The organism is Spirillospora sp. NPDC049652 (assembly GCF_040675125.1).
Taxonomy (GTDB): domain Bacteria; phylum Actinomycetota; class Actinomycetes; order Streptosporangiales; family Streptosporangiaceae; genus Spirillospora.
Map to the genome: position 1 here is coordinate 1 of NZ_JBFAOF010000010.1, position 11,817 is coordinate 11,817.

12 protein-coding genes are annotated in these 11,817 nt (G+C 71.4%); 6 read left to right on the plus strand and 6 right to left on the minus strand.

Annotated elements, in window-relative coordinates; all coding sequences use genetic code 11:
• The 3 genes from AB0J52_RS01720 to AB0J52_RS01730 form a co-directional block, all read left to right on the plus strand.
• Positions 1-341 (plus strand): TetR/AcrR family transcriptional regulator (locus tag AB0J52_RS01720; protein ID WP_500179625.1); only part of this gene is annotated, 341 nt, incomplete at its 5' end.
• Between the two features lie 249 nt (positions 342-590).
• Positions 591-3,431, plus strand: coding sequence for an alpha/beta fold hydrolase (locus tag AB0J52_RS01725; RefSeq protein WP_500179626.1), 2,841 nt, complete (start codon positions 591-593; stop codon positions 3,429-3,431).
• Entirely contained in the window at positions 3,428-4,354 is a 927-nt protein-coding gene (locus AB0J52_RS01730; RefSeq protein ID WP_500179627.1) for an ABC transporter permease, read from the plus strand. The genes AB0J52_RS01725 and AB0J52_RS01730 overlap by 4 nt, the downstream gene beginning before the upstream one ends.
• 442 nt (positions 4,355-4,796) lie before the next feature.
• Here the strand turns inward: AB0J52_RS01730 and AB0J52_RS01735 are convergent, their stop codons facing one another.
• On the minus strand, positions 4,797-5,174 hold the full coding sequence (locus AB0J52_RS01735; RefSeq protein WP_500179628.1) for a thioesterase family protein: 378 nt from the start codon (positions 5,172-5,174) through the stop codon (positions 4,797-4,799).
• A gap of 109 nt (positions 5,175-5,283) precedes the next feature.
• Between AB0J52_RS01735 and AB0J52_RS01740 the strand changes: the two genes are divergently transcribed.
• Positions 5,284-5,583 (plus strand): hypothetical protein, encoded by a 300-nt coding sequence (locus AB0J52_RS01740; protein ID WP_500179629.1) that lies wholly within the window; start codon positions 5,284-5,286, stop codon positions 5,581-5,583.
• Between the two features lie 79 nt (positions 5,584-5,662).
• Here AB0J52_RS01740 and AB0J52_RS01745 read toward each other — a convergent pair whose 3' ends face one another.
• The 3 genes from AB0J52_RS01745 to msrA form a co-directional block, all read right to left on the minus strand.
• Positions 5,663-5,998, minus strand: a complete 336-nt coding sequence (locus tag AB0J52_RS01745) for a hypothetical protein (RefSeq protein WP_500179630.1) — start codon at positions 5,996-5,998, stop codon at positions 5,663-5,665.
• 159 nt (positions 5,999-6,157) lie between these two features.
• Positions 6,158-6,616 carry a hypothetical protein gene (locus AB0J52_RS01750; RefSeq protein WP_500179631.1) on the minus strand — a complete coding sequence of 153 codons (459 nt, stop codon included), beginning with the start codon at positions 6,614-6,616 and terminating at the stop codon, positions 6,158-6,160.
• Positions 6,613-7,263, minus strand: a complete 651-nt coding sequence (gene msrA, locus AB0J52_RS01755) for a peptide-methionine (S)-S-oxide reductase MsrA (RefSeq protein WP_500179632.1) — start codon at positions 7,261-7,263, stop codon at positions 6,613-6,615. Before msrA ends, AB0J52_RS01750 begins: the two co-directional genes overlap by 4 nt.
• A 203-nt stretch (positions 7,264-7,466) precedes the next feature.
• Between msrA and rarD the strand changes: the two genes are divergently transcribed.
• Together rarD and AB0J52_RS01765 are read left to right on the plus strand one after the other, a co-directional pair.
• The gene (gene rarD, locus AB0J52_RS01760) at positions 7,467-8,420 is read left to right on the plus strand and encodes an EamA family transporter RarD (protein WP_500179633.1); all 954 of its coding nucleotides are present in this window, start codon (positions 7,467-7,469) and stop codon (positions 8,418-8,420) included.
• A gap of 212 nt (positions 8,421-8,632) precedes the next feature.
• Positions 8,633-9,022: a hypothetical protein gene (locus tag AB0J52_RS01765; protein ID WP_500179634.1), complete on the plus strand. Its 390-nt coding sequence runs from the start codon at positions 8,633-8,635 to the stop codon at positions 9,020-9,022.
• 208 nt (positions 9,023-9,230) lie between these two features.
• Here the strand turns inward: AB0J52_RS01765 and AB0J52_RS01770 are convergent, their stop codons facing one another.
• Both AB0J52_RS01770 and nuoN read right to left on the minus strand, forming a co-directional pair.
• Complete coding sequence (locus AB0J52_RS01770; protein WP_500179635.1) at positions 9,231-10,226, minus strand: polyprenyl synthetase family protein; 996 nt, start codon at positions 10,224-10,226, stop codon at positions 9,231-9,233.
• 19 nt (positions 10,227-10,245) lie between these two features.
• On the minus strand, positions 10,246-11,817 hold the full coding sequence (nuoN, locus tag AB0J52_RS01775) for an NADH-quinone oxidoreductase subunit NuoN (RefSeq protein ID WP_500179654.1): 1,572 nt from the start codon (positions 11,815-11,817) through the stop codon (positions 10,246-10,248).

Genomic DNA, 11,817 nt, shown 5'->3' on the forward strand with positions numbered 1-11,817 from the left:
GGACGCCGGACCCCGCGCTGCTCCCCCGGCGGCTGGCCGAGCACGTCGCCCGGCAGACGCACCGCGCGCCGCCGAGCCCCCTCGTCCGGATGCTGGACCGCTCGGTCGGCAACCCCGAGGTCCAGGAGATCCTGCGCCGGCACATGGACGAGGTGCTGGTCGAGCCGCTTCTCGCCCAGCTCACCGGTCCGGACCGGCGCACCCGCGCGACGCTGGCCGCGCTGGTCATCATGGGCGGCGGCCCGGTCCGGCGGATGCTCGACATCGACGACCTCCGCTCCGCCGACCGCGCCGACCTCACCGACCGCCTGACCGACATGTTCACGGCCGCCCTCCGCTGACCCCGCCGCGTCCCCGACACCGGGCCGCGTTCCGATGAAGCGGTGCGCCGCCGGGTTCCTCGTGCGGCGGGCGCGAGTGGACGGGCCAGGTGGTCAGGCGCGCGTCCTGCCTGAGGAGGACGGCGCGAGCGTCCCTACATCACCGGGCGCACGGTCTGTGGGCACCAGCGGCCGAGCGACCGCGCCGGGCGGCCCCGTAGTCTGCCGGATATGCGGGTGGGCGGGGGAATCGTGCGACGCTGGGCGGCCATGGGAGGCGCTGGACGGCGCTGGACGGCGGCCGGAGGCGTCGCGGCCCTCGTCGCCGCGGGCGGACTGACCTACGGGATCGGCGTGTCGGACGGTCCGGCCGTCGAGTCGTCCGATCAGTGGATCTCCGTGGTGGACGGTCCGCGCGACGACCAGCACGTCCGGCTGGACACGGCGTTCTACCGCCCGGCCGGGAGCGGGCGGGCCCCGGCGGTCCTGCTCGGGCACGGGTTCGGCGGCACCAAGGACGACATGCGCGCCGAGGCGCGGCGGCTAGCGCGCGACGGCTACGCGGTGCTGACCTGGTCGGCGCGCGGATTCGGCCGCTCGACCGGACAGATCGCCCTGAACTCCCCCGACTACGAGGTCAAGGACGTCCGGCAACTGATCGACTGGCTGGCGCGACGCCCCGAGGTCCGGCTGGACGGCCCGGGCGATCCGCGCGTGGGCATGACCGGCGAGTCCTACGGCGGCGCGATCGCGCTGATGACCGCGGGTCACGACCGCCGTGTGGACGCCATCGCCCCGCGCATCACCTGGAACAGCCTTCCGGACGTCTTCTTCCCGAACGCCGGCGGCCAGGGCCCCGGGACGGGCGTGTTCAAGAAGCTGTGGGCCGGGCTCTTCTTCACCAGCGGCGCGGGCGGGTCGGCCTGCGGGCGGTTCCTGCCCGAGGTGTGCGCGATGTACCAGCGGGTCGCCGAGGCGGGACGCCCGACACCGGAGGCGGTGCGGATTCTGGCCGCGTCCAGTCCGGCATCGGTGGCGGACCGAATCCGGGTCCCCTCGCTGCTCATCCAGGGGCAATCCGACTCATTGTTCCCACTGGACCAGGCGGATGCGAACGCGCGTGCGATCGCCCACAACGATTCGCCCGTGCGAACCGTTTGGTATCAGGGGGGACATGATGGCGGCGATCCCGAGACGAGCCGGCTGGAGGGCTATGTACGCACCTGGTTCGACACCTATCTGAAGAGCGCGAAGACAACGGCGACCACCCCGACCGGCGGCGGCTCGAAGGGCGGCGGGGGAACGGCGGCGCCCAAGGCCGACGGCGGCGGTTCGTCCGGCGTGGCCGGGGGTGACGGCTTCACCGTGACCCGCGCGGGCGGGGTCGACTCGTCCAGCCAGCGTGTGGTGGTGAGCGCCGCGTCCACCGGGACGTATCCAGGGCTGTCCGCGAACCCGCGTGTCCTGTCGCTGCGGGGCGCGCCGCAGACCGTCCACAACCCGGCGGGCGGCACCCCGGCGTCGATCTCGGCGCTTCCCGGGCTCGGCGGCCTGGACGCGCTGGGCTCGCTCGGCGGCCAGGTGATGGGCGGCGGCGGTGACGACGGTGGCGGCGACGGCAGCAGCGGCGGTGGTGGTGGCGCGGGTGGCTTCGCGATGGACGTCCCTGGCCAGTCGGCCGTCTTCGACACGCCGGCGCTCACCGAACCGGTCCGGCTCACCGGCGCGGCGTCCGTGCACCTCAAGGTCACGGGCCTTCCACGGGACGGCGCGTCGCTGTTCGCCAAGCTCTACGACCTGGCTCCGGGTGGCGGCGCGACCCCGGCCCGGCGGCTCGCCGCGCCGTTCCACGTGTCCGCCTCGGACGACGTGCAGGTGACGCTGCCCGCGATGGACTACCGCTTCGAGGCGGGGCACCGCATCCGGGTCGTCGTCTCGGCGACCGACATGGGCTTCGCGACGTCACCCCGGCCCGCTTCGTTCACGGTCGCCGCGACGTCGGGCATCACCGTGCCGACCGTTCCATCACTGCGCACCCCCGCCGCCCCGCTCCCGGCATGGGTGTGGGCGCTTCCAGCGGCTGCCGCCGCGCTGGCCGCCGGCATCCTGCTCACCGGCCGCCGAAAGCCGTCCGCCTCCGTCGCGCTCGCAGCCGCTGAGCCGAGCAACGCCGCAAAAAAGGCGCCACCTGCCGCCGACCTCGGCGAACCCGCACCGGCAACCGACCGCTCCCCCGCAGCACGGGATGATCAACCAACCCCATCGGCCCCGAACGCCCCTCACGACAAAGCCGACGCTGCCGGCGGCGTCCAGCCGAACGGCACCCGGCACGGCGGAGCACGAACGCACGAAGCAGACCCGGCCAAGGATGCCGCCTTCGATCCGGAACTGGCCGACGTCCCGCTCCAGCTCCGTGGGCTGACCAAGGCTTATGCGAACGGGTACCGCGCCGTGTCCGAGCTGTCGTTCCGGGTCGAGCGGGGGCAGGTGCTCGGGCTCCTCGGTCCGAACGGCGCGGGCAAGACGACGACTCTGCGCATGCTGATGGGCTTGATCCACCCGGACGCGGGCGAGATCCGGATCTTCGGGCACCGGGTGTCGCCGGGCGCGCCGGTGCTGTCGCGCCTCGGGTCGTTCGTCGAGGGCCCGGGGTTCCTGCCGCACCTGTCCGGACGCGACAACCTCGACCTCTACTGGCGGGCGACGGGCCGCCCGGCCGGAGCCGCGCATCTGGAGGAGGCGCTGGAGATCGCGGACCTGGGCGCGGCGCTGGACCGGGCGGTCCGCACCTATTCGCAGGGCATGCGGCAGCGCCTGGCCATCGCGCAGGCCATGCTCGGCCTGCCCGACCTGCTCGTGCTGGACGAGCCGACCAACGGCCTCGACCCGCCGCAGATCCGGGAGATGCGCGAGGTGCTGGTCCGGTACGCCGCGTCCGGCCGGACCGTGATCGTTTCCAGTCATCTGCTCGCCGAGGTCGAGCAGAGCTGCACGCACGCGGTGGTGATGACCGGCGGACGGCGCGTCGCGGCGGGCCCGGTCAGCGAGATCACCGGCACCGGACGCCGCCTGGAGGACGCGTTCCTGGAGATCATCGGAGAGGGATCATGACCTGGACCGCCCGCGTCAACGGCTCCGCGTCCGGCGCGGCCAAGGCCGTGCCGCCGCCGCCGGCGGACGGCCCGAACCCGGACGGATCGTCCACCGGATACGCGGTCGGCCGGACGCTGCCGCTGCGCGTGGAGGCGGTCCGGCAGTTCCGGCGCCGCCGGACGCTGCTGGCGTTCGCGATCCTGCTCCTGCTGCCCTGGCTGCTGGTCGCGGCGTTCAAGATCGGCGGCGATCCGTCGTCCCGGCAGGGCGCGCCCGGCCTGGTGGACGTCGCGACCGCCGGCGCGCTGAACTTCGCGCTCTTCGCGCTGTTCGTGTCGGCGGGCTTCCTGCTGGTCGTCGCGGTGGCGCTGTTCTGCGGCGACACCGTGGCGAGCGAGGCGGGCTGGTCGTCGCTGCGCTACCTGCTCGCGGCGCCCGTCCCGCGTGCGAGGCTGCTCCGCCAGAAGCTCGTCGTCGCCCTGGCGTACGCGGTCGTCGCCGTCCTCAGCCTGCCGCTGATGTCGCTGGTCGCCGGCACCGTCGCGTTCGGCTGGCACGACGTGCGGCTGCCCACGGGCGGTACCGTCCCGGTCGGCACGGCGCTCGGCCGGATGGCGATCGTCGTCGCATACGCCCTGGTCAGCGAGCTGGTGGTGGCGGCCCTGGCGTTCCTGCTGTCGGTCCTGACCGACTCCCCGCTCGGCGCGGTGGGCGGCGCGGTCGGCCTGGTGATCGTCAGCAACATCCTGGACGCGGTGACCGCGCTCGGCGGCTGGCGCGACTTCCTGCCCACGCACTGGATGTACGCGTGGACCGACGCCCTCCAGCCGCAGATCCAGTGGTCCGGCATGATCAAGGGTTCGGCGGTCTCGGCGTCCTACGCCGTGGTCCTGCTGGCGCTGGCGTTCCGCCGCTTCCGCCGCCGCGACATCGTCTCCTGAGCCCCTGGAACTCTCTGAGTCCGAGCGATTCTCCGGACACGCAAAGCACGCCCGGCTTCCGCAAAATCGGTCGAACGCGCAGAGGGTGTCGCATAAGCTCATCGAACCTCGCGTTCGGCGGGTACGTCGAACAAGGTGAGCGCGACATCGGCTCGATCGAACGGGTTAACACCCGGCCCGACGGGGGAGATGATCACCATGGCACGGCAGCAGCTCGTCAAACGCCCGAAGCCCCCACGTCAACCGAGCCCGCCCGACCTCAGGACGCCCTCGGGACGCCTCCTGCCGTACTGACCTCCGACTTCACCGCCTTTCCGCGGCCTCAGCGACCAGAGCGCCGGGCCCCGCCACCTGGGGCCCGGCGCTCTGCCGCCTTCCGTTCGCTGTCAGCGAACAGCTCTCAGACGCCCGCCGCGCAGGGCTCTGCGACCTCGACACCGCCTCACTTCTCCGCCAACCGCGCGAGGAACCGCCCCCGGTCCACGACGGCCCGGTGCACCCGCCCGCTGGCCAGCAGCGTCCCGTCCTCGGCCGTCGCCCGGACGTCGAAGACCACCCGACGTCCGTCGATCCCGGCCGTCTCGGCCGCGACCACCACCCGCGCCCCCACCGGACTCGCCGCGAGGTGATCGACCTCCACCCGCGTCCCCACTGACGTCTCCCCCGCCCGAAGCCGTCCCTCCAGCGCCCGCACCGTGGCCGCCTCGAACATCGCGACCAGCCGGGGCGTCGCCAGCACCGGCACGTCCCCGGACCCGACGGCGTCAGCCGTGTCACCGGGGGCCACCTCAAGCCGAATCTCGCTGCGAATACGCGTCATAGCCGTAGTCTCCTACCCCCAGCGCCACTACTTTGCGCATCCGTGGGGTTACCCAACCCCACATCCGTCGCATCCTTCTCATTGATGGGGAAAGGAGGCGAGGCCGCCCATGGATCACCGACGAACCGCCGCGAAGGCGGGTCCCGCCTGGATCTTCCTGGCCGGAGCCGCCGCCATAACGGCGGCGGTGGTGGCCTTCCTCGCCCGCCGCCGCACCGAAACCACGGGCACCGCGTCCGAGGTCGTCCCAGCCCACCCTGTCCGGACGAGGAAAGGACGCGACGCGCCCATGGCCCGCAGACGAACCGCCCGGAAGGCCGGCTTCAACTGGCCGCTGCTCCTGGGCGTCATCACCACCTTCCTCCTGATCTGGCTCTGGTGGTGGGCCGCCGCCGGAGGCGGCCCCTGACCGCCCGCCCAGCTCTCCCGCCGCGACGCTCCAGGAGGACTCGCCAACGACTCGGACATGGCCCAGAAGGCCGAGCTGTTCACGAGTCGGTCGACGCGATCTCGCCCTGGCGTTCGTCTCCCGTGTCGAAGAACCGCGTGAGGTAGGCGTCCGGCTCGGAGGTGCTCACACGCATGAGTGAGAAGACTTCCGTTCCGTTGCTCAACGGCTCATCCCCGATGAGATACGCCTGCGCCAGCCCCAGATACTCTCCGCCGAGTAGGGCGGCACGCTCACGCGCCTCAGACTCCGCCTTCGCGATCCCGTCCTCAAAGGACGCCGCCCGCCAAACGGTGACGCTCTCCTCGTAAGGCCGCCCCGCCGCCTGCGACCAGCGGAACAAGCAACGCACTCCATACCAACCGGCCTTGTCCATGTACGCTCGGCTCCCTTTGCACTGCCCGGCAGGACACGTCCACCGAGCACGACAGGCGAACCCGCATTGTGCCTCAGTGCCCCGTAACGAAGATCGGTGAGCCTCGAACCTTCTGGAGGTACTGCTGGTGGAAGACGTCAACGCCGTTGGTAGCCATGGTCACCAGCCGGGAGGGAGGTCGTTGGGGCGGCGGGTCCACCACCAGCGGACCTCTTGGCCGTCCGCCAGAGGACGCCAGTACTGCGACAGCTCCGCTCCGCCGTCCTCGAAGGTGACGGCTCGATAGCGGTCGTCGAGGCGCCCCACACAACCGCCGACCTTGCCTTGCAGGCCGTGCGGCATCGCATCGAGGAACTCGTCGATCCCATCGCGAACAGTGAGGTCGTTCAGGTACTCGTCCACCATGTAGTAGTCCTGGCGACGCCAGCCTTCCTCCATGCGGGAGATCAGGATCTCCCAGAACCGCAGGCAGTTGAGGACGCCGTAGGTCGGGTCGGTGGCCTGGAAGCCCCGCCCGGCGTTCTCCCGGGCGAGGACCTGCAGATCGAGGAGTGCGATGACCTGCCGGTCCTCGGGGGTGAGCGCACGGACCAGGCGGTCCGTCTCGGGCGTGCTCACTCGGCGGGGGCTACTCCTACGGGGCAGGACAGACCGGTGCCGCCGAGGCCGCAGTAGCCGTTGGGGACCTTCTGGAGGTACTGCTGGTGGTAGGGCTCGGCGTAGTAGAAGGGCGGGGCGTCGGTGATCTCGGTGGTGATCTCCGGGTAGCCGGCGGCGGTGAGGGTCTGCTGGTAGGCGGCCCTGGACGCCTCGGCCTGGGCCTTCTGCGCCTCGGAATGGGTGAAGATCGCCGAGCGGTACTGGGTGCCCACGTCGTTGCCCTGGCGCATGCCCTGGGTGGGGTCATGGGACTCCCAGAAGACCTTGAGCAGGGTCTCGTAGCTGACCTTGGCGGGGTCGTAGACGACGCGGACGGCCTCGGTGTGGCCGGTGTGGCCCGAGCAGACCTCTTCGTAGGTCGGGTTCGGGGTGTATCCGCCCTGGTAGCCGACGGCGGTGGTGATGACGCCTTCGGTCTCCCAGAACTTGCGCTCGGCGCCCCAGAAGCAGCCGAGGGCGAAGTCGGCGATTTCGGCGTGGTCGGGGTAGGGCGGGGTGAGCGGGGTGCCCAGGACCTCGTGGCGGGACGGGACGGGCATCGACTCGTCCCGGCCGGGCAGGGCCTTCTCCGGGGCGACCATCTGGGTCTTCGCGAAGCCGAACATGTCTTCAGCCTACGTCCGCACGGCCGGGATGGCGGCCGGTGTGGTCGCCGCCTCATGCCCGGCCGGAAGCGGACGGGGCAGGAGCCGGGGCGTCCGTCTCCGCTGCTCCGCGGGGGCGTGTGACCCCTCTTGCAGTCATCAGCGTGACCTGTGATGACTGCTTACGTGCTGATAATGTTCTATTTGTGGTCAATCGTCGCGGAATGCTCTTCGGTGTCACTGCGTACGTCCTCTGGGGACTGTTCCCGCTCTACTGGCCGCTGCTGAAACCCGCCAACGCGGTGGAGATCCTGGCGCACCGCATCATGTGGTCGCTGGTGGCGGTGGCGGCCATCCTCGCGGTCGGCCGCAACTGGTCCTGGATCCGGGCGCTGGACCGCAGGAAGATCGGCCTGCTCGCGCTCGCGTCGGTGCTGATCTCGGTCAACTGGGGCACCTACATCTTCGCCGTGAACACCGGCAGGACGATCGAGGGCTCGCTCGGGTACTTCATCAACCCGCTGATCAGCATCGTGTTCGGCGTGGTCATCTTCCGCGAGCGGTTGCGCGCCTGGCAGTGGGTCGCGGTGGGCCTCGGGACGGCGGCGGTCGCCGTGCTGACCGTGGACTACGGACGGCTTCCCTACATCGCGCTGACCCTGGCGTGCTCCTTCGGCGTCTACGGGCTGCTGAAGAAGTTCGCGTCCATGCCGTCCGCCGAGAGCCTGGCGGTGGAGACCACCGTCATGTTCGTCCCGGCGCTCGCGGCGTCGGTCGCGATGCAGGTGAACGGGACGGCGTCGTTCGGCCACCACGGGACCGGGAACATGGCCCTGCTCGCGGCGTCCGGCGTGGTGACCGCGATCCCGCTGCTGCTGTTCAACGCCTCCGCGGTGCGGGTGCCGATGAGCACGCTCGGCCTGCTCCAGTACCTCGCGCCCGTCCTGCAGTTCATCATCGGGCTGCTGGTGCAGCACGAGGAGATGCCCGTGAGCCGCTGGGCCGGGTTCCTGCTGGTCTGGGCGGCGCTGGTCGTCCTCACGGCGGACGGCCTGCTCACCGGACGGCGCACCCGCCGGCTCGCCCGCCGGACGCCCGCCGTCGAGGCCGACACCGAGCCGCTCGCCGAGACCCTGGTGGAACCCGTCGGCAAGCCCCTCACCGAGCCCGCCGCCTGACCCTCGGAGCCGACGCCCCCGGGCCACGCTGAGCCGACGTCGCGGATGCCCGGCCGTCCCCCTGGGGGACATCCGAACGGTCCCTGAAAATTGCCTGAAAGACTTGCCAACCTTTTTGGCCCTAAACCTGTCTATAGAGTGAGAAGCCCGCACCCGCTAGAGTGCGGGAGATCACACCGCGACCCATCCACTCGACCCCCCAGGAGCCCCGGTTGCGTCTGCTCAGCACGGCCGTCGTCGGCGCGGCCATCGTCGGAGCCGGACTGCTCGCCCCCGTCTCGGGCGAGGCCACCGCCGCTTCCCGCGATGTCATCTTCAGCCCCTCCGTCGCCCGGCCGGGGCAGCACGTGCGGATCGACGTCCTGAAATGCCCGGTGGGCAAGAAGCGCCACTGGGTGACCTCCAAGGCCTTCACCAAGAAGGCGACCGTCTACGGCAAGGGCAAGGACGGCCAGGCCAAGGTGGTCGTGAAGCGCTCGGTGAAGTCCGGCGCCTACAAGGTGACCGTCCACTGCGGGAACCGCGTCCTGACCGCCAAGCTCCGCGTCTCGAACAAGGCATGGCCCGGAGTGATCCCCTCGCTCACCCCCGGCGTCCGCTGACCTCTCGCACGACGCCGCTCCTCACCCCCGCCGCCTCCCCGCCTGCGCCCGCGCGCATCACCTCGCGCCGCGCCCCGCACGCGACCCCTCACGCATCAGACCGCGTTCGCCTGCCCGCGCGCCCGCGCGTCCGGGTGGCAGAACATGAGAAAGGCCCTCCGAGGAGGGCCTTTCTTCTATGCACGAGCGTCTCAGCCGCTCCGGGAGCTCAGCCGGTGCGGGAGACGACGTAGTCGCAGAGGCCGATGAAGGCGGCCCGCGCCGGGATGTCCGGGAGGGTGAGCAGGTCGGCGCGCGCGTCCTCGGCCCACGAACGCATGTCGGCGCGGGCACGGTCCATCGCCGGGTGCGCGCGCAGCAGCGCGAGCGCCTCGGCGTGCAGCGCGTCGTCGGTCAGGTCGGTGACGAGCAGCTCGCGCAGGCGCTCATCGTCCGGACCGGAGCCGACGCCTTCCAGCACCAGGTGCATCGGCAGCGTGCGGATGCCCTCGCGCAGGTCGGTGCCCGGCGTCTTGCCCGACTCCTCGGTCTCGGACGCGATGTCCAGGATGTCGTCGGACAGCTGGAACGCGATGCCGAGCTTCTCGCACGCGGAGGTGATGGTGTCCACCACGGCGGGCGAGGCGCCGGCGAGCAGCGCGCCGAACTGGCCGGAGACGGCGATCAGTGAGCCGGTCTTGTCGGCCATGACCGACAGGTAGTGCTTGAGCGGGTCGACGCCCTCGGCGGGGCCCACGGTCTCCTGGATCTGGCCGCGGACCAGGCGGGCGAACGCGCGGGCCTGGATCCGGACGGCCTCGGGCCCGAGGTCGGCCAGCAGGTCCGAGGCGCGGGCGAACAGGTAGTCGCCGGTGAGGATCGCGACGGTGTTGTTCCACCGCGAGTTCGCCGACTCCTGGCCGCGCCGGACGGTCGCCTCGTCCATGACGTCGTCGTGGTAGAGCGTCGCCAGGTGGGTCAGCTCGACCACGACCGCCGCCGGGACGACGCCCGGGGCGGCCGGGGAGCCGAAGTGGGAGGCGAGCAGCGCCAGCATCGGCCGGAACCGCTTGCCCCCCGCCTCGACGAGGTGCTTGGAGGCTTCGGAGAGCAGCGGATCCTCGCCCCGCACGGAGGAGAGAAGCAACTCCTCGACCGCGGCGAGCCGCTCCCGCACATCTGAGGCCAGCCCATCGGGCAGACCGAACGGAACGGCGCTACTCACCCAAACCCCCTACGGAGCACTACCGGACGAACATCTGTGTCGCGGCGTGTCCCGCCAGGTCCAGCATGGGCTGGGGCAACACGCCGAGTACCACAGTAGCCGTCACGCCGAGCGCCACGGCAGCCGCGGTCGCCGGGCCCGCGACCACGGTCGGGCCGTCCGCCTCGGGCTCGCTGAAGAACATCACCACGATGACCCGGACGTAGAAGAACGCCGCGACCGCCGACGACAGGACGCCGACGACCACCAGCGGGGTCGCGTGTCCCTCGACCGCCGCCTTGAAGACCGCGAACTTTCCGGTGAATCCGGACGTCAACGGAATTCCGGCGAAGGCTAGCAGGAAGAAGGCGAAAATGCCCGCGACCAGCGGCGACCTGCGCCCGAGCCCCGCCCACCGGGACAGGTGCGCGGCCTCGCCGCCCGCGTCCCGCACCATGGTGATCACCGCGAACGCGCCGACCGTGGTGAAGCCGTAGGCGACCAGGTAGAACAGCGAGCCCGCGAGGCCGTCGCGGGTCACCGCGACCATGCCGGTGAGCAGGAAGCCCGCGTGCGCGACCGACGAGTAGGCCAGCAGGCGCTTCAGGTCGGTCTGGGTGATCGCGATGACCGCGCCCGCGACCATCGTGAGAATCGCCACACCCCACATGAAGGGCCGCCAGTCCCACTTCAGCGTCTCGAACCCGACGTAGTAGACGCGCATCAGCGCGCCGAACGCGGCCACCAGCGTGCAGGACGCCATCAGGCCGGTGACCGGGGTCGGGGCGCCCTGGTAGACGTCCGGCTTCCACATGTGGAACGGCACCGCGCCGATCTTGAACAGCAGACCGACCGACAGCAGGCCCACGCCCGCGAGCATCAGCGTCTCGCTGCCCGCGTCCTTGCTGAGCTGGTCGGCGATGTCCGACAGCCGCACCGAGCCGGCGTAGCCGTACAGCAGCGCCGTCCCGTACAGGAAGAACGCCGAGGAGAACGCGCCCAGCAGGAAGTACTTGACCGCGGCCTCCTGCGACAGCAGGCGGCGGCGCCGGGCCAGGCCGCACAGCAGGTACAGCGGCAGCGACATGATCTCCAGCGCGGCGAACATCGTCAGCAGGTCGTTGCTCGCGGGGAACATCAGCATGCCGCCGACCGCGAACAGCATCAGCGGGAACACCTCGGTCTGGGTGGTCCCCGCCGCCATCGTCTCCTGCTCGGCCTCGGAGCCGGGCAGCGCCGACGCCTGGGCGGTGAAGCTGCCCTGCTGCCGCTCGGCGATGAGCAGCAGCGACACCAGGGCGAGCACCAGGATGGTGCCCTGCACGAACAGGGTCGGGCCGTCCACGCCGATCGCGCCCATCGCGGCCGCGTGGAACGGCTTGTCCCGCGCGGCCAGGCCGATCGTCCACGCGAACGCGGCGATCAGCCCGACGGCGGTCAGCGGCACCTGCACGTAGTACCGGTTGCGGCGGCTGACGAACGCCTCCACCAGCACCCCGGCCACCGCGACGCCGAAGACGATCAGCATCGGGGCGAGCATGCCGTACTCGATGTGCGGGGCGGGGAACTTCTCCCCGCCGGACGGGGCGGCCGCGAGTCCCGCGGCGACCAT